Origin of the sequence: Microbacterium hydrothermale (genome assembly GCF_004854025.1) — a bacterium.
Classification (GTDB): Bacteria; Actinomycetota; Actinomycetes; order Actinomycetales; family Microbacteriaceae; genus Microbacterium; species Microbacterium hydrothermale.
The window spans coordinates 106,168-127,990 of the sequence record NZ_STGM01000005.1 but is presented as its reverse complement, the minus strand read 5'-3'; the positions used below and the strand labels follow the sequence as shown (position 1 = coordinate 127,990).

18 protein-coding genes are annotated in these 21,823 nt (G+C 70.8%); 4 read left to right on the top strand and 14 right to left on the bottom strand.

The annotated features are described in order from the left end of the window. Positions 1-55 precede the first annotated feature (55 nt). The 4 genes from FB047_RS11405 to FB047_RS11390 all read right to left on the bottom strand — a co-directional run bounded on the left by FB047_RS11405 (position 56) and on the right by FB047_RS11390 (position 5,396). Complete coding sequence (locus FB047_RS11405; protein WP_136587323.1) at positions 56-1,522, bottom strand: rhamnulokinase; 1,467 nt, start codon at positions 1,520-1,522, stop codon at positions 56-58. Then, the gene (locus FB047_RS11400) at positions 1,519-3,555 is read right to left on the bottom strand and encodes a bifunctional aldolase/short-chain dehydrogenase (RefSeq protein WP_136587322.1); all 2,037 of its coding nucleotides are present in this window, start codon (positions 3,553-3,555) and stop codon (positions 1,519-1,521) included. Before FB047_RS11400 ends, FB047_RS11405 begins: the two co-directional genes overlap by 4 nt. A gap of 282 nt (positions 3,556-3,837) precedes the next feature. Continuing rightward, positions 3,838-5,004 carry an L-rhamnose isomerase gene (rhaI, locus tag FB047_RS11395; protein ID WP_136587321.1) on the bottom strand — a complete coding sequence of 389 codons (1,167 nt, stop codon included), beginning with the start codon at positions 5,002-5,004 and terminating at the stop codon, positions 3,838-3,840. Beyond that, the gene (locus tag FB047_RS11390; protein ID WP_136587320.1) at positions 5,001-5,396 is read right to left on the bottom strand and encodes an L-rhamnose mutarotase; all 396 of its coding nucleotides are present in this window, start codon (positions 5,394-5,396) and stop codon (positions 5,001-5,003) included. The genes rhaI and FB047_RS11390 overlap by 4 nt, the downstream gene beginning before the upstream one ends. 82 nt (positions 5,397-5,478) lie before the next feature. On the opposite strand from FB047_RS11390, the gene FB047_RS11385 reads away from it, so the two are divergent. After that, entirely contained in the window at positions 5,479-6,477 is a 999-nt protein-coding gene (locus FB047_RS11385; protein WP_136587319.1) for a LacI family DNA-binding transcriptional regulator, read from the top strand. Between the two features lie 210 nt (positions 6,478-6,687). On the opposite strand, the gene rhaS is transcribed toward FB047_RS11385, so the two are convergent. The 4 genes from rhaS to FB047_RS11365 are packed head-to-tail and all read right to left on the bottom strand — an operon-like array spanning position 6,688 to position 11,446. After that, entirely contained in the window at positions 6,688-7,728 is a 1,041-nt protein-coding gene (gene rhaS / locus FB047_RS11380; RefSeq protein ID WP_136587318.1) for a rhamnose ABC transporter substrate-binding protein, read from the bottom strand. 37 nt (positions 7,729-7,765) lie between these two features. After that, positions 7,766-8,830, bottom strand: coding sequence for an ABC transporter permease (locus tag FB047_RS11375; RefSeq protein ID WP_136587317.1), 1,065 nt, complete (start codon positions 8,828-8,830; stop codon positions 7,766-7,768). Next, a complete protein-coding gene (locus FB047_RS11370) occupies positions 8,827-9,861 on the bottom strand; it encodes an ABC transporter permease (RefSeq protein ID WP_136587316.1) in 1,035 nt (344 codons plus the stop codon). The genes FB047_RS11375 and FB047_RS11370 overlap by 4 nt, the downstream gene beginning before the upstream one ends. 52 nt (positions 9,862-9,913) lie before the next feature. Next, positions 9,914-11,446, bottom strand: a complete 1,533-nt coding sequence (locus FB047_RS11365; RefSeq protein ID WP_136587315.1) for a sugar ABC transporter ATP-binding protein — start codon at positions 11,444-11,446, stop codon at positions 9,914-9,916. 142 nt (positions 11,447-11,588) lie between these two features. Between FB047_RS11365 and FB047_RS11360 the strand changes: the two genes are divergently transcribed. Next, the gene (locus tag FB047_RS11360; RefSeq protein ID WP_136587314.1) at positions 11,589-12,599 is read left to right on the top strand and encodes a LacI family DNA-binding transcriptional regulator; all 1,011 of its coding nucleotides are present in this window, start codon (positions 11,589-11,591) and stop codon (positions 12,597-12,599) included. 9 nt (positions 12,600-12,608) lie between these two features. Here FB047_RS11360 and FB047_RS11355 read toward each other — a convergent pair whose 3' ends face one another. Beyond that, entirely contained in the window at positions 12,609-14,075 is a 1,467-nt protein-coding gene (locus FB047_RS11355; protein WP_136587444.1) for an MDR family MFS transporter, read from the bottom strand. Between the two features lie 71 nt (positions 14,076-14,146). Between FB047_RS11355 and FB047_RS11350 the strand changes: the two genes are divergently transcribed. Then, positions 14,147-14,758: a TetR/AcrR family transcriptional regulator gene (locus FB047_RS11350; RefSeq protein WP_136587313.1), complete on the top strand. Its 612-nt coding sequence runs from the start codon at positions 14,147-14,149 to the stop codon at positions 14,756-14,758. 52 nt (positions 14,759-14,810) lie between these two features. Here the strand turns inward: FB047_RS11350 and FB047_RS11345 are convergent, their stop codons facing one another. From FB047_RS11345 to FB047_RS11335, 3 genes are read right to left on the bottom strand one after another with little or no spacing between them, the layout of a single operon-like run. Continuing rightward, a complete protein-coding gene (locus FB047_RS11345; RefSeq protein ID WP_136587312.1) occupies positions 14,811-15,656 on the bottom strand; it encodes a transglutaminase family protein in 846 nt (281 codons plus the stop codon). 46 nt (positions 15,657-15,702) lie between these two features. Further along, positions 15,703-16,635 (bottom strand): alpha-E domain-containing protein, encoded by a 933-nt coding sequence (locus FB047_RS11340; protein WP_108320594.1) that lies wholly within the window; start codon positions 16,633-16,635, stop codon positions 15,703-15,705. After that, a complete protein-coding gene (locus FB047_RS11335) occupies positions 16,629-18,362 on the bottom strand; it encodes a circularly permuted type 2 ATP-grasp protein (RefSeq protein WP_136587311.1) in 1,734 nt (577 codons plus the stop codon). The genes FB047_RS11340 and FB047_RS11335 overlap by 7 nt, the downstream gene beginning before the upstream one ends. 108 nt (positions 18,363-18,470) lie before the next feature. Between FB047_RS11335 and FB047_RS11330 the strand changes: the two genes are divergently transcribed. Then, positions 18,471-19,694: an ATP-grasp domain-containing protein gene (locus FB047_RS11330; RefSeq protein ID WP_136587310.1), complete on the top strand. Its 1,224-nt coding sequence runs from the start codon at positions 18,471-18,473 to the stop codon at positions 19,692-19,694. Between the two features lie 145 nt (positions 19,695-19,839). Here FB047_RS11330 and FB047_RS11325 read toward each other — a convergent pair whose 3' ends face one another. Both FB047_RS11325 and FB047_RS11320 read right to left on the bottom strand, forming a co-directional pair. Next, positions 19,840-21,021: a zinc-dependent alcohol dehydrogenase gene (locus FB047_RS11325; RefSeq protein ID WP_136587309.1), complete on the bottom strand. Its 1,182-nt coding sequence runs from the start codon at positions 21,019-21,021 to the stop codon at positions 19,840-19,842. 88 nt (positions 21,022-21,109) lie between these two features. Continuing rightward, on the bottom strand, positions 21,110-21,814 hold the full coding sequence (locus FB047_RS11320) for a glycosyltransferase family 2 protein (RefSeq protein WP_240752769.1): 705 nt from the start codon (positions 21,812-21,814) through the stop codon (positions 21,110-21,112). Positions 21,815-21,823: the final 9 nt, after the last annotated feature.

Here is a 21,823-nt window from a genome sequence, read left to right as displayed (position 1 = left end):
CTTTCGTGTGGTCTGACCACATAGTACGCCCCGCTCGACGGGGCGGGAAGGGGGTTCAGGAACGAGGGGCGAATCGCCGCGGCGGGTACGCCTCGGCCACGCGTCGGCGCAGGTCTTCGAGCGACGTGTCGTCGCCGAAGCACCCCCTCGCCCGCGCCTGCACGAGGACGTTGCCCAAAGCCGTCGCCTCGACCGGGCCGGCCAGCACGGGTAGGCCGCTGCGATCGGCCGTCGCCTGGCAGAGCAGCGCGTTCAGCGCGCCCCCGCCGACGAGGTGGATGACGTCGATCGAGCGGTCGGCCAGCGTCCCGGCGGTGCGCACGGCGCGGGCGAAGGCGTCGGCGATGCTCTCCACGATGACCCGGGCGAACACCGCGCGCTCGGCGGCGTCGGCACCGGGAACCGGCGTCCCGAGCAGCTCCGCGATGCGCGCGGGCATGTCGCCGGGCCCCGCGAGCGAGGCGTCGTCCGCGTCGAAGAGCCGCGCGGGCAACGGCGCGTCCGCGGCCGCGGCGAGCAGCAGCGGCAGATCGACGGGCGCTCCGTCGGTCTCGGACCACGCCCGCACCGTCTCGCTCAGCAGCCACAGACCGGTGACGTTGTGCAAGAAGCGCACGCGCCCGTCGACCCCGCCCTCGTTCGTGAAGTTCGCCGCGCGCGCGGCATCCGAGACGATCGGCGCCGGCAACTCCAGCCCGACCAAGCCCCACGTGCCGCACGAGATGTACGCGGCGTCGGGGGTCGACAGCGGGACGGCGACGATCGCCGAGGCGGTGTCGTGCGACCCCACGGCCACGACGGGGAGCTCAGCGAGGTCGGCCGGGGCGCGACCGATCGTGTCGCCCGGATCGACGAGCGGAGGGAGCACGGATGCCGGGATGCCCACCTCGGTGGCGAGCGCGAGGTCCCACTCCCCCGTGTCGACCGCGAGCAGCCCGGTCGTCGAGGCGTTGGTCCGCTCCGCGACGCGGCGGCCGGTGAGCCGCTCGGCGAGGAGGTCGGGGATGAGCAGGCTCACCTCCGCGTCGGCCACACGCGGGTCGGCGGCGTACTGGTACAGGGTGTTGAACGGCAGGAACTGCAGACCGTTGCGCCGGTAGAGCTCCTCGAACGGGACGACCGCGTGAACGGCATCCACCCCGGCGGCGGTGCGCTCGTCGCGGTAGTGGAACGGCTCGGCGACAAGCCCCTCGGCGTCGAGAAGGCCGTAGTCCACGGCCCAGGAGTCGATGCCCACGCTCTCGATCGACGGCTCGCGCCGCAGGGCCTCGGCCAGTCCCGCACGCACGTGACCCCAGAGGGCCTCGAGGTCCCAGTGCCACCCGTCGGGGCGGCGCACCGGGCCGTTCGGGAAGCGCGCGACCTGTTCGAGCTCGAGCACGCCGTCGCCGACCCGCCCGATCATCACGCGCCCGCTCGTCGCGCCGAGGTCGACGGCCGCGACCGCGCGGACCGCGCCGTGCACCCCCGCGGCCGGCGACGACGCGGCCGTCGACGACGCGGCCGTCGACGACGAGCTCATCGCAGGAACGCCGCGGCGACGCCCGAGTCGACGGGCACGTGAAGGCCCGTCGTGCGCGAGAGCTCGGGTCCGGTGAGCACGTACACCGCGTCGGCGACGTTCTCGGGGACGACCTCGCGCTTGAGGATCGTGCGGTTGGCGTAGAACTGGCCGAGGTCCTTCTCGTCGACGCCGTAGGTGGCGGCGCGGTTGGCGCCCCAGCCCGCGGCGAAGATGCCCGAGCCGCGCACGACGCCGTCGGGGTTGATGCCGTTCACGCGCACGCCGTGCTCGCCGAGCTCGACCGCGAGCAGACGCACCTGGTGCGCCTGGTCGGCCTTGGTCGCCGAGTACGCGATGTTGTTCGGGCCGGCGAACACGGAGTTCTTCGACGAGATGTAGATGACGTCTCCGCCCATCTTCTGCGCGATGAGGGCCTTGGCGGCGGCCTTCGAGACGAGGAACGAGCCCTTCGCCATGACGTCGTGCTGCAGGTCCCAGTCCTTCTCGGTGGTCTCCAGCAGCGGCTTCGACAGCGAGAGCCCCGCGTTGTTGACGACGAGGTCGATGCCGCCGAAGGCGAGCACGGTGGCGTCGATCGCGGCCTGCACGCCCGCGGCATCCGCGACGTTCGCGGCGACCCCGATCGCGACGTCGGTCGAGCCGAGCTCGGCGGCGACGGCCTGCGCCTTCTCGAGGTCGAGGTCGGCGACCACGACGCACGCCCCTTCGGCGGCGAGACGGGTCGCGATGGCCTTGCCGATCCCGGATGCCGCGCCCGTGACGAACGCGATGCGCCCCTGGTGCGTCTTGGGCTTCGGCATGCGCTGGAGCTTGGCCTCTTCGAGCGCCCAGTACTCGATGCGGAACTTCTCGGCATCCGAGATCGGGGCGTACGTCGACAGCGCCTCGGCGCCGCGCATGACGTTGATCGCGTTGACGTAGAACTCCCCCGCCACGCGCGCGGTCTGCTTGTTCGCGCCGTACGAGAACATGCCCACGCCGGGCACGAGCACGATGAGCGGGTCGGCGCCGCGGATCGCGGGGCTGTCGGCCGTGGCGTGAGCGTCGTAGTACGCCTGGTAGTCGGCGCGGTACTCCGCGTGCAGTTCCTGCAGGCGCGCGATCGAGTCCTCGACCGAGGCGTCGGCGGGCAGGTCGAGGATCAGCGGCTTGACCTTGGTGCGCAGGAAGTGGTCGGGGCAGCTCGTCCCGAGCGCGGCGAGCGCGGGGGCCTTCTCGGATGCCAGGAAGTCGAGCACGACGTCGGAGTCGGTGAAATGGCCGACCATGGGCTTGTCGGTCGAGGCGAGACCGCGGATCGTCGGCGCGAGGGCCGCGGCCTTGGCCCGGCGCTCGGCCTCGGGCAGGGCCGCGAAGCCGGCGCGGACCCCGCCGAACGGCTCGGCGGCGCCGTGCTCGTCGATCCAGGCCTGCGCGGTGTCGATGATCCAGAGGCTGTTGCGCTCGGCCTCCTCCGACGTGTCGCCCCACGCGGTGATGCCGTGGCCGCCGAGGATCGTGCCGATCGCCTGGGGGTTCTGCGCCTTGATCGCCGCGATGTCGAGGCCCAGCTGGAACCCGGGGCGGCGCCACGGCACCCACACGACCTTGTCGCCGAAGATCTTCGACGTCAGCGCCTCGCCGTCGGCGGCGGTCGCGATCGCGATGCCGGCGTCGGGGTGCAGGTGGTCGACGTGCGCGGCATCCACGAGTCCGTGCATCGCGGTGTCGATCGAGGGGGCCGCCCCGCCCTTCCCATGCAGGCAGTAGTCGAACGCGGCGACCATCTCGTCTTCGCGCTCGATGCCCGGGTAGACGTCGACGAGGGCGCGCATGCGATCGAGGCGCAGCACCGCGAGGCCCTTCTCGGTCAGGGTGCCGAGGTCGCCCCCGGATCCCTTGACCCACAGCAGCTCCACCGGCTCACCGGTGACGGGGTCGATGTCGGTGCCCTTGGCGGAGGTGTTGCCGCCGGCGTAGTTGGTGACCTTCGGGTCGGAGCCGAGGCGGTTGCTGCGCGCGACGAGGTCGCGCGCGGTGGAGGTGGTCATGTCGTCATCCCTCATCGTCGGGTCGGGGTCATCGGGTCGTGTGTCGCAGGCGTGTGTCGCGGTGGTCGTCACGTGCGGGCGTGGAGCTCGCGTCGCTGTTCATCTCGGTGAGCGTCCAGAACACCCGGACATTTTTCGTCGGCGTCCGGGTGTCTTGGACACTCAGGGGCGGGGCGGGGCGGGGTGCGGAACACGTTCAGTGTCCAGAACACCCGGACATTCTTCGTCGGCGTCCGGGTGTCTTGGACACTCAGCCGTCGGTCGTGGCCCCGCACGCCCTCGTCAGGCCCCCCAGCCGGCCTGGGTGCCGCCGACGCGCTCTGCGGCGATGCGGGGCAGGTAACCGGATGCCGCGAACGCGGCCATGGGGTCGGCGGGGAGGCCGCGCGACTCGCGCCACTCGGCGAGCGCGGGACGCACATCGGTGTAGAAGGCGTCCATGAGCACCGCGTTGGCGCCGAGCACGTCGTTCGCCCGCTGCGCGGCATCCAGGGCGTCGCGGTCGACGAGCAGTGCGCGCGCCGTCATCTCCTGGACGTTCAGCACCGAGCGGATCTGCCCGGGGATCTTGTCCTCGATGTTGTGGCACTGGTCGAGCATGAACGCCACGTCGGGGTTGTTCAGGCCCCCGCCGCGCACGACCTCGGCGAGGATGCGGAACAGCTGGAACGGGTCGGCCGAGCCGACGATGAGGTCGTCGTCGGCATAGAAGCGCGAGTTGAAGTCGAACGAGCCGAGCTTTCCGAGGCGCAGCAGCTGCATGACGATGAACTCGATGTTCGTGCCGGGCGCGTGGTGGCCGGTGTCGAGGCAGACCATCGCCTTGTCGCCGAGGGCGGCGACCTGGGCGTAGGAGGTTCCCCAGTCGGGAACGTCGGTGTGATAGAACGACGGCTCGAAGAACTTGTACTCGAGTACGAGGCGCTGGTCGTCGCCGAGACGCGCGTAGATCTGCTGCAAGGAGTCCTGCAGGCGGTCCTGGCGGCCGCGCATGTCGTTCTGACCGGGGTAGTTCGAGCCCTCGGCGAGCCAGATCTTCAGGTCGCGCGAGCCCGTGGCATCCATCACGTCGATGCACTCGAGGTGGTGGTCGATGGCCTTGCGGCGGATGCGCTCGTCGTGGTGGGTGAGGGCACCGAACTTGTAGTCCTCGTCCTGGAAGGTGTTCGAGTTCACCGTGCCGAGGGTCACGCCGAGGTCCTCGGCGTGGCGGCGGAGGGCTCCGAAGTCGTCGACGAGGTCCCACGGGATGTGCAGGGCGACGCTCGGGGCGAGGGCGGTCAGGCGGTTGACCTCGGCGGCATCCGCGATCTTCTCGAACGGGTCGCGCGGGGTGCCGGCGGTGGGGAACACGCGGAAGCGCGTGCCCGAGTTGCCGAACGCCCACGAGGGCAGCTCGATCGCCTGGGCTTCGAGGGTCGAGAGGATCTCGGGAGACAGCGTCGTCATGGGCGGGTGCTTTCGGTCGGGGCGGATGCCATGGGGTCGGGGCTCGCGACGTCGGCGACGCCGGCGAGCTGGTCGGCGAGGTGGAACACCTCGGTGAGCGCGGTGGCGGCCTGGTCGGGGCGGCCGTCGAGGTCGAGGAAGAAGGGGGCCATCTCGGCTTCCCAGGCAGCCGCGATCGGGGAGGCTGCGAGGTAGGCCTGCGCGGCCGCGTCGTCGTCGGTCTCGTAGTAGCCGACGAGACGCCCGCCCTCGCCGAGGAACAGCGAGTAGTTGCGGCGGCCGGCGGCGGCGATCTCGGCGAGCATGTCGGCGCGGACCGGGGTGTGCCGAGCGACGTAGGCGTCGATCATCTCTGGTCGAACGCGCAGTTCGAAGCAGACGCGGGTGGGCATTCGGGCTTCTCTCCCTCGAGAATGAATCGTTTCATTGAACGATAGCACAGTGCGTCGACCCGTGCGATATCGTCGACGGATCATGGCGGTCAAGATCAAAGACGTCGCGGCGCGTGCCGGTGTCTCGGTGGGGACCGTCTCGAACGTCCTCAACGGCCGTTCGACCGTCTCGCCCGCGGCCGTCGAACGCGTGCGCGCCGCCATCGACGCGCTCGGCTACGTGCGCAACGACGCCGCCCGCCAGTTGCGCGCCGGCCGCAGCCGCGCGATCGCGCTGATCGTGCTCGACGTCGGCAACCCCTTCTTCGCCGCCGTCGCCCGCGGGGCCGAAGCGCGCGCCGCGGCAGACGGATACGTCGTCCTGCTCGGCTCGAGCGGGGCCGACGGCGATCAGGAGCGCCTCTACCTCGACCAGTTCCGCGAGCAGCAGGTCGCGGGGGTGCTCCTCACCCCGGCCGACGCCGACGGCGACGTGGTCGAGCGTCTGGCGTCAGCCGGCATCCCGGTCGTCCTCGTCGACGAGCAGACCGCCGTCGACGAGGTGTGCACGGTGTCGGTCGACGACGTCGAGGGCGGCTACCTCGCCGTCGCACACGTGCTGGAGCGCGGACGACGCCGCGTCGCGTTCGTCGGCGGGCCCCTCGGCACGCGCCAGGTGGCCGATCGCCTCGCGGGCGCCCGCCGCGCGATCGCCGAGGTCGAGGGCGCCGCGCTCGAGATCATCGAGACCGAGGCGATGACGGTCCTCGCCGGCCGGGCCGCCGGCGAAAGGCTGCGCGAACGTTCCGACCGGCCGGACGCCGTCTTCGCCGCGAACGACCTTCTCGCCGTGGGCGTCTTGCAAGCGCTGACCATGCTCGGCGGGGTCCGCGTGCCCGACGACATCGCCCTCGTCGGCTACGACGACATCGACTTCGCGTCCGCGACGGTGGTTCCGCTCACCTCGGTGCGGCAACCGGCCGAGGCGCTCGGGTCCACCGCCGTCGACCTGCTGCTGCGCCACTTCGACGGAGAGCTCGACACCGCCGAGCGGCAGGTGCGCTTCCGCCCCGAGCTCGTCGTGCGGGCGTCGAGCGGGTAGCTCCCTCGCCCCGCGGCGTGCTTCCCCCGTGCCGCCCACGCGCGGCGGCGCGTCGCGACCGAGTGTCCGAAACACCCGGACGATCCCCCGCAGCATCCGGGATTCTCGGACTCGACGCCCCGCAGCGCGGACCCGACACACATCGACGCGCCGGAACGACCGAAGCCCCGACCACCCCGAGGGCGGCCGGGGCCGGGTGCGTGCGTCGGCTCAGAAGTCGAAGTCCGCGATGTTCGAGGAATCGAACACGTAGGGGTCGCCGAGCAGGACCGTGGCGTCGGCGCCGACGGTGAACGAGCCGAGCTTGCCGGCCTCGAACGAGTCACCCTCCTTGCCCGTGATCGTGCCGTCGATCAGCGCCTTCGTCGCGTAGGCCGACAGGTAGCCGAGGTCGGCCGGGTTCCACAGCGCGAACGCGGTGATGGTGCCGTCCTGCACGTACTCGCGCAGCTGATTGGGCGTTCCCAGACCGGTGAGCGCGACCTTGCCCTTGTACTCCGAGGTCGACAGGTAGCGACCGGCCGCGGCGATGCCGACCGTCGTCGGCGAGACGATGCCCTTGAGATTCGGGTACGTCTGCAGCAGAGCAGCCGTGCGGTCGAACGAAGTCTGGTCGTCGTCGTCGCCGTAGACGACGTCGACCAGCTCGATGTTCGGGTGGTTGGCGGCGAAGTCCTTCTTCATCAGCTCGATCCAGGCGTTCTGGTTCGTCGCGTTGGCCGCGGCCGAGAGGATCGCCACCTGACCGGCGTCGCCGATCTGCTTCGCGACGAGGTCGACCTGGACCTTCGCGATGCCCTCCGCGGTCGCCTGGTTGATGAACAGGTCGCGGCACTTCGCATCGGTGTCGGAGTCGAAGGTGACGACCTTCACGCCGGCGCTGCGGGCCTCGTCGAGCGCGTCGCAGATGGCGGAGGGGTCGTTCGCCGAGATGACGAGCCCACCCACGCCCTGCTGCGCTGCGGTCTGGATGTACTGCACCTGCGAGGTGGGCGTGGCCTCGCTCGGACCGACCTGCTCGAAGGTTCCGCCGAACTCGCCGATGGCCTCTTCTCCGCCCTTGTTCGAGGTTTCGAAGTACGGGTTGCCGAGGTTCTTCGGCAGGAAGGTGATCGAGAGGTTGCCCCCGTCACCTCCGGATCCCGAGCCCCCGCCGGCTCCGCCGGAGCAGCCCGTCGCGACGAGCGTGACCGCCAGGGCGAGAGCGGCGGCAGCGGTGCCGACGCGGGTCTTGCGAGTGAATGCGAACATCGTTGTTTCCTTTCGTGGTGCGGGTGGTGCGTGCAGGTCAGACGGTCGCCGCTGCGGTGGCGGCGCGGGCGCTCTTGCGCTTGCCGAGGGCGGCCGCGCGGCGGGACTGCAGCCAGGCGAGCAGGCTGGCGGAGACCACCGAGAGCACGAGCAGCACCCCGGTGATGACGTTGATGATGTCGCTCGTGACTCCGGCGAGGCGGAGGGCGCTGCCGAGCGTTCCGATGAGCAGGACGCCGGCGATCACGCCGTGCAGGGCGCCGCGACCGCCGAAGATCGACACGCCTCCCAGAAGCACCGCGGCGATGATCTGCAGTTCCATGCCCATGGCGTTCTCGCCGCGGGCATTGCTGTACAGCAGCGTGAAGTAGACCCCGGCGAAGCCCGAGACGGTACCGCTCAGCACGAAGAGCACGAATTTGGTGCGGGCCACGTCGATGCCCGAGAACTGAGCGGCCTCCTTGTTCAGACCGATCGCGTACAGCGACCGCCCGAAGGGGGTGAGGTGCAGCAGCACAGCGAAGACGATCGCGAGCACCGCGAACGGGATCATGATCAGCGGCAGGGGGGTCCCGGGGATGTTGGCCTTGGCAAGGTCCGTCCAGGTCTCGGGGAACTCGGTCACCGCCTCCGTGCCGAGGAGTCCGACGGCGATGCCGCGGAACAGCGCGAGCGTTCCGATCGTGACGGCGAGGGACGGCAGCCCGACGACGGTGACGAGGAAACCGTTGATCGCCCCGGCGATGAGGCCCACGACGATTGCGGCGAGGGCGGCCACCTCGAAGGGCCACCCGGCCTGGGTGAGCACGCCCACGGTGACGCTCGAGAGCCCGACGATGCTCGCCACCGAGAGGTCGATCTCCTCGGTGATGATGATCAGCGTCATCGGCAGGGCGATGAGCAGGATGGGGGCGATGTCGCGCAGCAGGTACGTGACCGTGAGGGGGCTGTCGAAGTTGCGGACGGTCGCCAGCGACACGACGATGACCAGCAGCAGGATGCCGATGATGGCGGCTTCGCGGGTCAGCAGGGCGCGACGCCAGAACGGGCGGCCGTGCGCGCGGTAAGTCCGGGCGCGTTCGTCGACGGTGGTGGAGGTCATCGACCCGTCTCCCTCTCTGCGGTGAGCTTGCGCGACTGCCGGACGGCCAGCACGCGGTCGAGCACGATGGCGCCGAGGATGAGCGCTCCGACCACGGCCCGCTGCCAGAAGTCGTCGATGCCGAGGATGGGCAGCGCGCGGTTGATGGTGAGCAGTAGGTAGGCCCCGATCGCAGCGCCCCACACGGTGCCGACGCCGCCCGAGATCGCGACGCCGCCGATGACGGCCGCCCCGATCGCCTGGAGCTCCCAGCCGAACCCGGCGTTGGACGCGACCGTGCCGTAGCGCGCCGCGTAGAGCACGCCGGCCAGCCCGGCCAGCGCACCGCTGGTGACGAACGCGCCGATGATGCGGCGGTTCACCTTGAGACCGTAGAGGTGGGCGGCGGCAGGGTCCGATCCGATGGCGTACAGCTCGCGCCCGCTGCGGAGGTTCCGCAGGTACCAGGCCGCGGCGATGAGGACGACGACGGCGAGCAGGGTCAGGATCGGGATGCCGAGGATCTGGCCCGTACCCAGTCCGCGGAAGTCCGCGGGCAGGTCGGAGGCGTTGACGCGGTTGCTCCCCGCCCAGGCGACGTTGATGCCCCGGAAGATGTACATCGTGCCGAGGGTGATGACGAGAGCGGGCACCTTCGCGTACGCCACGAGAGCGCCGTTGACGAAGCCCAGGATGCCGCCGACCACGAGACCCGCGAGGAAGACCACCACGAGCGGCAGACCGGGGACGTCGATGAAGAGGCGCCCCGTGAGGTAGGCGGTCAGCCCCACGACGGACCCGACCGACAGGTCGACGTTGCGCGTGATGATGACGATGGCCTGGCCGACCGCGACGAGAAGCAGGAGCGACGGCGTGAGCAGCAGGTCGCGGAACCCGTCGGGCGAGAAGAGGAAGGTCGGATTGTTGAGGGTCGCGATGGCGACGATCAGCACGAGGGCGAGGACGATGCCGCTCTCGCGCGCCGTCGCCACGTGCGAGACGAGTTTGGCCGCGGGGCTCGTGCCCGGGCGGACGGGGGTGGCGGTGCTCATCGGTGGCTCTCCGCTTCAGGGGTGGTCAGGAAGACGAGCAGGGGGACGACGCTCACAGCGATGCCCCCGCTTCGGCGGTCGCGGCGAACATGACGGCCTCGGGGGTGGCATCCGCTCGTGCGAACTCCCCGGTCAGCCGCCCTTCGCGCATGACGAGGACGCGGTCGGCCATGCCGAGCACCTCGGGCAGCTCGCTCGAGATCATGAGGATCGCGAGGCCCTGCTGCGCGAGCTCGGACAGAAGCCGGTGCACCTCGCTCTTCGTGCCGACGTCGATGCCGCGGGTGGGTTCGTCGACGATCAGGACCTTGGGCTGGGTCGCCAGCCACTTGCCGATGACGACCTTCTGCTGGTTGCCCCCGCTGAGCGTTCCCGTCGTGGCGTCGAGGGCTGCCGTCTTGACCTCGAGGCGGCTCGCCCACTCGCGGGCGGCGCGGTTCTCATCGGTGCTGCGCAGGAGTCCCCAGCGGGAGAGCTTCTGCCGGATGGCGAGGGTGATGTTTCGTGAGACCCCCTCGTCGAGGACGAGCCCCTGCTTGCGGCGGTCTTCGGGCACGAGGGCGAGGCCGCGCGCGGTCGCCTGGCGGACGCTCGCCTTCGCCAGCGGGCTGCCCGCGAGGCGGACGGTGCCCGACTCGTAGGAGTCGACGCCGAAGATCGCGCGGGCGACCTCGCTGCGCCCGGCACCGACGAGCCCGGCGAGACCGACGATCTCTCCCGCGCGCAGGGTGAACGAGATGTCGCGGAACACGCCCTTGCGGGTGAGTCCCTCGACCTCGAGCACGACGTCGCCGGGGGTGGAGGGGAGCTTGGGGAAGAGCTCCGTCACATCGCGGCCGACCATCTGACGCACGAGGTCATCGACCGTCGTGTCGGCCAGAGGGGTGGTGTGCACGTATGCCCCGTCGCGCATGACCGTGACGGTGTCGCACAGGGCGAACACCTCGTCGAATCGGTGCGAGATGAACAGCAGGGCGCGACCCTCGTCGCGCAGGCTGCGCGCGACGGCGAAGAGACGCTCGACCTCGACACCGCTGAGCGCGGCGGTCGGCTCGTCCATGATCAGCACGCGCGCGTCGAGCGAGATGGCCTTGGCGATCTCGATGATCTGCTGGTCGGCGATCGAAAGTCCCTCGGTCACGCGGTCGGGGTCGAGGGCGACGCCCAGCCGGGCGAAGATCTGCGTCGCCTCGGCGCGCATCGCCGCGCGGTCGATGCGACCGAGCCGGCCGGTGGGCTGGCGGCCCATGAAGATGTTCTCGGTGACCGACAGGTCGGGGAACAGTGTCGGCTCCTGGTAGATCACGGCGATCCCCGCGGCCTTCGACTGCGCGGTGCTGGCGAAGTCGACGCTCTCGCCATCGAGGAGGAAGTCGCCGTCGTCGCGGCGGTAGAGCCCCGCGATGATCTTCACCAGGGTCGACTTGCCCGCTCCGTTCTCGCCGATGAGGGCGTGGATCGAGCCGCGGTCGAGCACCAGGCTCCCCGATCGCAGAGCGACGACGGGGCCGAAGGACTTCATCACCCGGCGCAGCTCGAGGGCGTGGTCGGACGGCGTGCGTGTCGCGTCCATCGCGTCAGCCATGCGGCCTCCTCGTTGAGGTTGATCCGGTCTCCCGGCTCGATCTGAAACGTTTCAGATCGGATGCGGATCACTGTAGGGTGAGCCCGACGACGTGGTCAAGTCGGGATCGCGTCGAGACCGGATCGTGACGTGAGGAGGCGCCGTGCCGATCAGCATCCGCGATGTCGCGACCCTCGCGGGCGTCTCCGTCGGCACCGTGTCGAACGTCCTCAACCGACCCGACACCGTCTCCGCCTCGTCGATCGAGCGCGTCAACAGTGCGATCGAGCAGCTCGGATACGTGCGGAACGACGCCGCCCGTCAGCTGCGGGCGGGGGTGAGCACGACCGTGGGTTTCGTCGCCCTCGACGGGCGCAATCCGTTCTTCGCCGACGTGGTCGGCGGCGCCGAACGCGAGGCCGCGGCCCGGGGGCTCGCGGTCCTGCACGGGAACAGCGACGAGGATGCCGCTCGCGAGACGCTGTACATCGACCTGTTCGAGCAGCAGATGGTGCGGGGGCTCCTCATCGCGCCGTTCGGCGACGTCACCGCGCGACTCACCCGCCTCCGAGCGCGCGGCATCCCCTCGGTACTGATCGACCGATTCTCGGGGGACGCGCGCTTCTCGTCGGTCTCCGTCGACAGCGTCGCGGGCGGGCGGCTCGCCGCGGAGCACCTCCTCGAGCGCGGTCGCCGAAGGATCGCCTTCGTGGGGGGCGCCTTCGACATCCGACAGGTCACGGATCGTCTCGCGGGAGCCCGGAGCGCCGTCGAGAACAGCACGCGTCCCGCCACACTGGAAGTCGTCCCCACCCACGCGCTGACGGTGGACGAAGGTGTGGCGGCGGGGCGTCGACTGCTCGCGCGCGATCGCGTCGACCGCCCCGACGCGGTCTTCGCCGCCAACGATCTGCTCGCGCTCGGGCTCCTGCAGAGCCTCGTCGTGGGCGGGCGCATGCTGGTGCCCGACGAGATCGCCGTGGTGGGCTTCGACGACATCCCCTTCGCCGCGGCCGCGGCGGTGCCGCTCACCTCGGTGCGTCAGCCGAGCGCACTCATCGGAGGGACCGCGATGCGGATCCTGCTCGACGAGGCCGACGAACCGGAGCGCCCCACGCGGCAGACGGTGTTCGCGCCCGAGTTGGTGGCACGGGCGTCGACGGGGGCGTCCTGAGGAGGCCCCTCAGCGCCCCGGCACCCCCTGCACGCCCTCGGCCGGCTTCGGCGTCCGCACGAACGCGGCGAGCACGATCACCGCGAGCGACAGGCACGCCGCGACGAAGAAGGCGGTGTGGATGCCGGAGGCCGTGGCCTCCACGATCCCGCTGCCCTCGGATGCTGCGGAGGCCGCCCCCACGGTCATGAGCGTGACGAACAGCGCCGTGCCCGCGGCGCCCGCGAGCTGCTGGACCGTCGACACGATGGCGGATCCGTGCGGGTAGAGCACGGGCGGCAGCGAGCCGAGCGCCGAGGTCATGAGCGGGGTGAACATGAACGCCAGCCCGAGGCTCAGCACGCAGTGCACGGCGATCACGAAACCGATGGGCGTCGACGCCGAGAGGGTCGCGAAGCCCCACAAGGCCACGGCCGCCACGACGGCACCCGGCAGCACGAGGGGGCGTGCACCGAAGCGGTCGAAGAGGGTGCCGACGAGCGGGGCCATGAGCCCCATGAGCAGTCCGCCGGGCAGCAGCATGAGACCGGTGGGGAGGGTGCCGAGCGCCAGGACGTTCTGCAGGTACAGCGGCAGCAGGATCAGCACGCCGAACAGCGTCGTCATCGCGACGACCACCAGGATGACGGCGACGCTGAAGGTCGAGTGCCGGAACACGGCGAGGTTCAGCAGCACGCGATCGGTCGCCCCGAGACGCAGCTGGCGCACGACGAACGCGGCGAGTGCGACCGCGCCGACGGCGAGCGGGATCCAGATCGGCACCAGGGCGTGGCCGCCGGCGGCCTCTCCGATGCTGGACAGGCCGAAGATCAGCCCGCCGAACGCGAGGGCCGAGAGCACCACCGAAACCACGTCGAGGGTCACCCGGCGCGTCTCGGTGAGGTTCTGCACCCATCGGGCGCCGAGGGCGATCGCGACGAGGGCGATCGGGATCATCACGATGAACATCGCGCGCCACGGGAACACCGACAGGATGAGCCCCGACACCGTCGGCCCGACGGCGGGAGCGACCGAGATCACGATCGAGATGAGGCCCATCATGCGCCCCCGCCGGTGCACGGGCACGACATTGAGCACGGTGGTGAACAGCAGCGGGATCATGATCGCCGTGCCCGAGGCCTGCACGATGCGCCCGATCAGCAGCACGCCGAACCCGGGGGCGACGGCGGCGATCACGGTTCCGAGGGTGAACAGCCCCATCGCGGCGAAGAACAGCGCGCGCAGGGGGAAGCGTTGGATGAGGAACCCGGTGGTCGGGATGACGACCGCCATCGTCAGCAGGAACGCGGTGGTCAACCACTGCGCCGTCGCCGCGGCGATGTCGAGTTCGCGCATCAGCTCGGGCAGGGCGACACCCATGATCGTCTCGTTCAGGATGACGACGAACGCGGCGACGACGAGGAGGGCGATCACCGCACCGGGGCGTGTCGCCTTCGCGGCGGAGGGGGCGGTGGGGACGGTTCCGGTGGAGACCATGACGACCAATCTGAGCAGGTGGGGCCAAGTTGGCAGGAACTGCCAAAACAGCATCCGCTACTCTAGCGGATATGACGACCCCGGACGCGCCCGTCGAGGGCCTCCGCGACCGCCGCCGCCGAGAGACGTCGATCGAGATCTGCGCGGCCGCCCTCGACCTCTTCGAACAGAAGGGTGTGCACGGCACGACCGTCGACGAGATCGCGGCGCGCGCCGGCGTCTCGCCCCGCACCTTCTTCCGCCTCGCGGGCACGAAGGAGGATGCCGTCTTCATCGACGACGGCCGCTTCGCCGACGCCCTCTCGGGGATCGGCGCGGTCGGCGATGACATCCGCGCCCTCCTCGCCGCGCTGCGCGAGGTGTTCGCGCGCGAACTGAGGCTCCTCGACGCCGACGTGAGCGCGCGCGAGCGCTACCTGCGCGTGCGCAGGCTCATCGCGCACGAGCCCGCGCTCCTCGGCGCGGCGGTGCGGCGCGAGGTGACCTCGTCCGACCGGTTCGTGCCGGAGATCGCCGACCGGATCGGCCTCTCCGCGCTCGATGTGCGCACCGCTCTCGGGGTCGCCGGCCTCGAGATGCGCACGACCCTCGACGAGTGGGCCCGCCGCTACGACGCGGGCGAAGAGGGCCCCCTCGAGCCGCTGCACCGCGAGGTGCAGTCCCGCGTCGCCGGCGCGGTCTGACGACCTCCCCGGCGCGGCCCCCCACGCCGCGCCGAGCGGACCGCCACGGCGATCACGTCTCGCGCGTGATCGTCACCTTCACCTTGAGGTTGCTCTTACCGGGACCGGCGTAGACGCCCCGCAGCGGCGGCACGTCGTTGTAGTCGCGACCACGGCCGACGAGCACGTGCCGGTCGCCGATCTCGATGTTGTTCGTCGGGTCGAAGCCCTGCCAGTCCCCCGCGAACCACTCGACCCAGGCGTGCGACTCCCCCGTGACGGCCTCGCCGACCTCGGCGGACGGCTTGGGGTGCAGGTAGCCCGAGACGTAGCGGGCGGGGATGCCGACCTCGCGGAGCGCTCCGATGGCGATGTGGGCGATGTCCTGGCAGACGCCCTTGCGGGCCTCCCACGCGTCGACCGCGGTCGAGTGCACGCCCGTCACGCCCTGCATGTAGTCGATCGCGTCGCCGATGGCCTCGGCGATCGCGTGCGCCGCCGGTCCCGGACGATCGTGCTGCGCCGCGATCGAGCGCGCCAGCTCGGCGACCTCGGGATGCGGCGCCGTCCGACGGGTCTGCGTGAGCTGCTCGACCGTCGTGATCGAACGTTCCGCCTCGGCGGCGAGCTGCTCCCACGTGATGTCGGCGTGTTCGATGGGCCGGGGCCGCACCTCGACGAGAGAGCGCGCCGTGATCGTGAGCGCGGCGTGCGGAGAGAGCACGTCGAAGGCCGCGACGCGCGTGCCGAAGTAGTCGACGTACTGGTTGACCGACGTCGATGGTTCGATGTCGAGCGACGAGCTCAGCACGAACTGGCTCTCGGTCGAGTGCGGCAGCATCCGCGCCTCGTTGTACGAGGCGACGACGTCGCCCGGGTACACGAAACCGGTCTGGTGCTCGATGCGCAGGCGCTTCATCGACGGCCCCCCGAGGTTGTCGTCCGGCCGGTGGTCACGGCATCCGTCATGAGATCTCCCCGATCCAGCTCGGCTCGGCCTGCGTCGGGAAGAACCGCGAGCGGATCGCCTCCGAAGCCTCGCGCGTGACCGTCTGCACGCGCTGCATGTGCTCGGGCAGCTCCGCGAGGATGTCGCTGACCGGGCGGTACTCGAGGTCGTTGCGGATCTGCCCGAGGGCGCGCAGCACCGTGTTGGAGTGCCCGACGCGATCGGCGCGCGGGTCGATCGCGCTCATGCAGTCCTCGGCGCGTTGGATCGAGTAGATGATCGAGCGCGGGAACAAGCGGTCCAGCAGGAGGAACTCGGCCGCGTTGCGGGCGCTCGGCATGCCGCGGTACGTGCGCAGGTACGCCTCGTACGCGCCGCACGAGCGCAGGATCGTCGTCCACGACGGGCCCGAGACCTCGGTGAGCGAGCGCGTGGCGAGCAGGCGCGCGGTCATGTCGGTGCGCTCGATGCTGCGCCCGAGCGTGAAGAACTGCCACGCCTCGTCACGGTTCGTGGAGGAGTCGACGATGCCGATCGCGAGGGCCGCGCGTTCGCGCACCCACTGGAAGAACTCGTGCACCTTGTCGGTCTGCAGCCGCCGCGGCATGCGCGAGTTGGTGGTGTTGAGGATCTCCCACAGTTCGGTGGAGACGATCTCGCGCGCGCGGCGGGCGTTCTCGCGCGCCGCGGTGAGCGAGTACGCGATGCTCGAGGGGTTCATCCGGTCCACGGCCAGGCGCGCGAGCACGTCGTCGCGGCGCACCGTATCGACGTTCTCGGGCCACGCCGAGCCCATGACGCTCAGCAGCGACCGGCAGGCGGTGTCCTCGTCGATCCACGGATCCTCGAGCAGCAACTGCAGGTGCACGTCGAGGATGCGGGCGGTCCCGTCGCTGCGCTCGATGTAGCGCCCGATCCAGAACAGGCTCTCCGCGATGCGGCTCAGCATCCGGGCACCTCCTCGCACCGCTCCCGCGCCTGCTGCTGCTGCTCCGCCTGCGGACCGTGCTGCACCGCGGCATCCTGCTGCTGCTGCTCCTGCTGCTCCTTGCCGGCGCCCGGTCGCGGGTCGCGCGGCGAGGTGGTCGGCGCGGGCTGGCCGTCGTAGATGATCGGGATCGCCTCGGTGACCGCCGCCTGGTCGGCGACGAGACCCGAGACGCCGTTGCCCTGGCCGTACTCGACGTGCGAGGGGGCCGAACCGCCGACCACCCAGGTGTCCTTCGAGCCGCCGCCCTGGCTGGAGTTGACGACGAGCTGCCCCTCGGGCAGGGCCACGCGGGTGAGGCCGCCGGGCAGCACCCAGATGTCGTCGCCGTCGTTCACGGCGAACGGGCGCAGATCGGCGTGGCGCGGGCGCATTCCGTCTTCGACGAGCGTGGGGATGGTCGAGAGCATCACCACGGGCTGCGCGATCCAGCCGCGGGGGTCGGCCAGCAGGCGCTTGCGCAGCGCATCGAGCTCGGCGGGCGAGGCATCCGGACCCACGACGAGCCCCTTGCCGCCGGAGCCGTCGACGGGCTTGACCACGAGCTCGGGCAGGCGGTCGAGCACCTCTTCGAGCGCGCCCGGATCCTCGAGACGCCACGTGTCGACGTTCTTCAGGATCGGCTCCTCGGCGAGGTAGTAGCGGATGAGATCCGGCACGTACGTGTAGAGCAGCTTGTCGTCGGCGACGCCGTTGCCCACCGCGTTGGCGATCGTGACGTTGCCCAGGCGCGCGGCGAGCATGAGTCCAGGGGCTCCGAGCATCGAGTCGGCGCGGAACTGCAGCGGGTCGAGGAAGTCGTCGTCGACGCGGCGGTAGATGACGTCGACGCGCTGCGGACCGCGGGTCGTGCGCATGAACACCTTGCCGCCGATGCACAGCAGGTCGCGGCCCTCGACCAGCTCGACGCCCATGAGGCGCGCGAGCAGCGTGTGCTCGAAGTACGCCGAGTTGTAGACACCCGGCGTGAGCACGACGATGTTCGGGTCGTCGATCCCGGGCGGGGCGGACGCGCGCAGGGCCGCGAGGAGTTTGTTGGGGTAGTCGCCGACGGGGCGCACGCGCATCGAGACGAACAGCTCGGGCAGCGTCTGCGCCATGACGCGGCGGTTGGAGATGACGTACGAGACGCCCGAGGGCACGCGCACGTTGTCTTCGAGCACGCGCATCTCGCCGTGCTCGTCGCGGATGAGGTCGATGCCCGACACCTGGATGCGCACGCCGTTGGCGCTGCGGATACCGGCGGCCTGACGGTAGAAGTACTGCGACGACGAGATGAGACCCGCCGGCAGGATGCCGTCGCGCACACAGTGCTGGTTGCCGTAGGCGTCGTCGAGGAACGCCTCGAGCGCCCGGACGCGCTGCTTCACGCCCGCCTCGATGCGCGACCACTCGTCGTACGCGATCACGCGGGGGACGGCGTCGAGGGGGAAGGGCCGCTCCTCGCCCGCGAAGTCGAACGTGACGCCCTGCGCCAGGTACGAGCTCGCCAGCGACTCGGTGCGGCCGCGCAGCTCCTCCTGGGTCATCTGCGCGAGCGTCTGGTACAGCTCCCGGTACGCCTCGCGAGAGGGGGCGGCATCCCCGGCCGAAGCCGGCAGGCCGAACATCTCGTCGTACGCCGGGATGCCGGAAGCGGTCTTGCGCGGCGCCAGCGTGGAGCCGTAACCGTCGAACAGGTCACCCATGCTGAGACTCTACTCAGCGCCGTGTTGCGGAGACGTTTCCCCCACGCGGTCCGACCCGCGTGGATAGAGTGACGGCCAACGTCCGCCGCAACGACCAGGGGTGCCTCCATGCGCGTGCTCGTCACAAGTTCTCGTAACACGTTCGCCCTCGATCTCATCCGAAAGCTCGGCAGCGTCGGACACACGGTCTTCGCGGGCGACACCTACGACGGCGCCGTGGGCAATCACTCGCGGTTCCTCTCCGGACACCTGGCGACGCCGTCACCGCGGTTCGCCACCGACGCCTTCATCGCCGCGGTGAGCGCCTACGTCGACGAGCACGAGATCGACGTGATCATCCCCACGTTCGAGGAGGTCTTCTACCTCGCCGCCCGCGTCGCCGACCTGCCCGCCCGCGTGCGCCTGTACGCCGGGAGCTTCGCCGACCTCGCCCGCCTGCACGACAAGGCGAGTTTCCAGCGCCTGGCTCAGGATGCCGCCGTGCCCATCCCCGAGACCGTCGTCGTCACCTCGCCCGGCGAACTGCGCGAGGCGATCGACTCCTTCCCCCGCTACTTCGCCCGCGCCGCCTTCTCGCGCGGCGGCGTGGGACTGCTGACGAACACCGGCCCCCTCGCGGGCAGGGTCCCGGTCGAGGAATGCGTTCCGACCCCCGAGCAGCCGTGGCTCGTGCAGCCGTTCGTCGACGGGCCGATGGTGTGCACCTACAGCGTCGTCGTCGAGGGCCGCGTTCAGGCGCACACCACGTACAAGGCCGCGGAGCAGTGGGCGCACTCGACGGCGATCGCCTTCGTCGCCGTCGACAGCACCGACACCCTCCGCTACACGCAGCAGCTTGTCGACGCCCTCGATCCCGGCTTCACCGGGCAGATCTCCTTCGACTTCGTCGACCACGGCAGCGCGGCCGCCCCCGACTACAAGATCATCGAGTGCAACCCGCGGCCCACCAACGGCGTCATCCTGCTCGACGCCGACGACGTCTCGCGGGCGATCCAGGGCGAACTGGCCGAGCCGGTCGTGGCGATCCCCGGAACCGAGCGTCAGATCACCCTCGCGGTGCTCGCCGACGCGTTCACCGAACCCCTCTCGCACCTCCCCCGCACGCTGCACGACCTGCTGCACGTGCGCGACGTGGGTGCGGGCTGGTGGGACGACGCGGCGATGCTGTGGAGTCCCGCGACCCTCGTGCACGGCGCCAAGATCTCGCACGGCGACCGCAAGGAGATCCTCGCGGCCCTCGGCGACGACATCGTGTGGAACGGCGAGCCCATCGAGGGGATGAGCCCGGCCGACGCCGACGCCCTCGAGGCCGTGCACGCGGGTCGCGTGTAGGTCCCCCGCGCCGCGGTCCGGGCAGCGCGCGCCGAGCCGCGCGCGCCGGTCCGCGAGACTGCATCGTGCTGACGAAACCCCCGCACCCTGCGAGGGATTCGTCAGCTGGATGCAGTCTCGGCGACCCTGACCGGCCGGGCGGGCCTCACGAACCCGGGCGCAGCACGACCTTGATGCAGCCGTCCTCCTTCTTCTGGAACGTCTCGTACAGGCGCGGGGCGTCCTCGAGCGGGGCGTGGTGGGTGACGAGATCCATGACGCCGAGGGGATCGGCGGGGTCCTCGACGAGCGGAAGCAGATCGTCGATCCACCGCTTGACGTTGCACTGCCCCATGCGCAGGTTGAGCTGCTTGTCGAACATCGTCTTCATCGGCAGGATGTCGGCCTCCCCCGCGTACACGCCGCTCAGCGACACCGTCCCCCCGCGGCGCACGAGGTCGATCGAGGCGTAGACGGCGGCCAGTCGGTCGAGGCCCGCCTTGTCCATCACCTTCTGCGCGAGGGCGTCGGGGAGCAGCCCCACGGCGTTCTGGGCCAGCTTGACGCCGCCGTTGCCGTGCGCCTCCATGCCCACGGCATCCACGACGGCATCCGCTCCGCGCCCCTCGGTGAGGTCGACGAGCTCGTCGACGACCGTGTCGGTGAGGTCGTAGGTCAGGATGCCGTGGCGCTCGGCCAGGGCGCGACGCTCCGGCTCGGGCTCGATCGCGAGCACGCGGTACCCGAGGTGCACGCCGATGCGGGCCGCGAACTGTCCGACCGGGCCGAGGCCCATCACCGCGAGCGTGCCGCCCTCGGGCACGTTCGCGTACTGCACGCCCTGCCAGGCGGTGGGGACGATGTCGCTGAGGAAGAGGTAGCGGTCGTCGGGGAGGTCGTCGCCGACGCGGATGTGGTTGTAGTCGGCCAAGGGCACGCGCAGGTACTCGGCCTGGCCGCCCGGCACCTGTCCGTAGAGCTTCGTGTAGCCGAACAGGGCCGCTCCGCTGCCGTACTCGCGCACCTGCGTGGTCTCGCACTGCGACTGCAGGCCGCGACGGCACATGAAGCAGTGGCCGCACGAGATGTTGAACGGCACGACGACCCGGTCACCGACCGCGAGCGCCGTCACGGCGGAGCCGACCTCGACGACCACGCCCATCGGTTCGTGGCCGAGCACGTCGCCCTTGTCGATGAAGGGGCCGAACAGCTCGTAGAGGTGCAGGTCGGAGCCGCAGATCGCGGTGGAGGTGATCTTGACGATCGCGTCGGTGGGCTCGAGGATCTGCGGGTCGGGGACGTCCTCGACGCTCACTCTGCGCGTGCCCTGCCAGGTCAGTGCCTTCATGGTGGTGCCTCTCGTTCCGGGGGAGACGGTCAGTCTGCGGTGTGGGACGCGGCTCACCGAGGTGGTTGACGAGCCCCCGCCCCGTGCGTCATGCGCGGGTTTCGGCGAGCGGCGGGCCCTCGATCCGCTCGTGCACCATCCGCAGGAATGCGGCGTACCCCGCCGGGGTGCGCCCCGCGAACCGTCCGGAGGTCTCCACCTCGTGCACATCGCTCGCGTGCACGGCAGCACCGATCGCCCGGACGGCGCGGACGAAGGCGACGTCCTCGTGCTCCGCGAGGTGAGGGATGCCACCCGCTCGGGCGTAGACGCTCGCGCGGACGCCGAGATTCGCCCCGTGCACGTTGCCAGCCGGTTCACCGCGCCGGTGCGTCGCGCGCCAATACGCGACATGACGGGCGCTCAGATCGGCGAAGTCGGGACGCACCGTCCCCAGGACCAGATCGACGCCGGCGTCCATTAGGTCGAGCTGATGCGTGATCCAGTCGCGGGGCACGACGGTGTCGGCATCCGTCATCGCGATCCAGGTGTCGGCCCCCTCGCTCCCGAGCAGGCGGAGGGCCCGCGCGACGCCGGCCCGGCGGGCGGTGCCGACGCGCCGCGCGGTCAGCTCCACCGTCTCGATGCCCCGGCGGCGCACCTGCGAAGCCGTGGTGTCGGTGCACGTGTCCAGCGCGACCACGACCACCGTGCGCAGGTCGTGCTCCCGCTCGCGGGCGTGCGCCACCGCCCGCTCGACGGAGGCGAGGCACCGACCGATCAGCGCCTCCTCGTCGTGTGCCGGGACCACCACCGCGACCGC

What these genes read in the sequence shown, in the direction of transcription:
- rhaS (WP_136587318.1), bottom strand. Translation starts at nt 7,728, where the DNA reads ATGTTCGCATTCACTCGCAAGACCCGCGTCGGCACCGCTGCCGCCGCT.
- FB047_RS11350 (WP_136587313.1), top strand. Translation starts at nt 14,147, where the DNA reads ATGACGACCCCGGACGCGCCCGTCGAGGGCCTCCGCGACCGCCGCCGC.
- FB047_RS11345 (WP_136587312.1), bottom strand. Translation starts at nt 15,656, where the DNA reads ATGAAGCGCCTGCGCATCGAGCACCAGACCGGTTTCGTGTACCCGGGC.
- FB047_RS11335 (WP_136587311.1), bottom strand. Translation starts at nt 18,362, where the DNA reads ATGGGTGACCTGTTCGACGGTTACGGCTCCACGCTGGCGCCGCGCAAG.
- FB047_RS11400 (WP_136587322.1), bottom strand. Translation starts at nt 3,555, where the DNA reads ATGACCACCTCCACCGCGCGCGACCTCGTCGCGCGCAGCAACCGCCTC.
- FB047_RS11365 (WP_136587315.1), bottom strand. Translation starts at nt 11,446, where the DNA reads ATGGCTGACGCGATGGACGCGACACGCACGCCGTCCGACCACGCCCTC.
- FB047_RS11340 (WP_108320594.1), bottom strand. Translation starts at nt 16,635, where the DNA reads ATGCTGAGCCGCATCGCGGAGAGCCTGTTCTGGATCGGGCGCTACATC.
- FB047_RS11375 (WP_136587317.1), bottom strand. Translation starts at nt 8,830, where the DNA reads ATGACCTCCACCACCGTCGACGAACGCGCCCGGACTTACCGCGCGCAC.
- FB047_RS11370 (WP_136587316.1), bottom strand. Translation starts at nt 9,861, where the DNA reads ATGAGCACCGCCACCCCCGTCCGCCCGGGCACGAGCCCCGCGGCCAAA.
- FB047_RS11355 (WP_136587444.1), bottom strand. Translation starts at nt 14,075, where the DNA reads ATGGTCTCCACCGGAACCGTCCCCACCGCCCCCTCCGCCGCGAAGGCG.
- FB047_RS11385 (WP_136587319.1), top strand. Translation starts at nt 5,479, where the DNA reads ATGGCGGTCAAGATCAAAGACGTCGCGGCGCGTGCCGGTGTCTCGGTG.
- FB047_RS11390 (WP_136587320.1), bottom strand. Translation starts at nt 5,396, where the DNA reads ATGCCCACCCGCGTCTGCTTCGAACTGCGCGTTCGACCAGAGATGATC.
- FB047_RS11405 (WP_136587323.1), bottom strand. Translation starts at nt 1,522, where the DNA reads ATGAGCTCGTCGTCGACGGCCGCGTCGTCGACGGCCGCGTCGTCGCCG.
- FB047_RS11330 (WP_136587310.1), top strand. Translation starts at nt 18,471, where the DNA reads ATGCGCGTGCTCGTCACAAGTTCTCGTAACACGTTCGCCCTCGATCTC.
- FB047_RS11325 (WP_136587309.1), bottom strand. Translation starts at nt 21,021, where the DNA reads ATGAAGGCACTGACCTGGCAGGGCACGCGCAGAGTGAGCGTCGAGGAC.
- rhaI (WP_136587321.1), bottom strand. Translation starts at nt 5,004, where the DNA reads ATGACGACGCTGTCTCCCGAGATCCTCTCGACCCTCGAAGCCCAGGCG.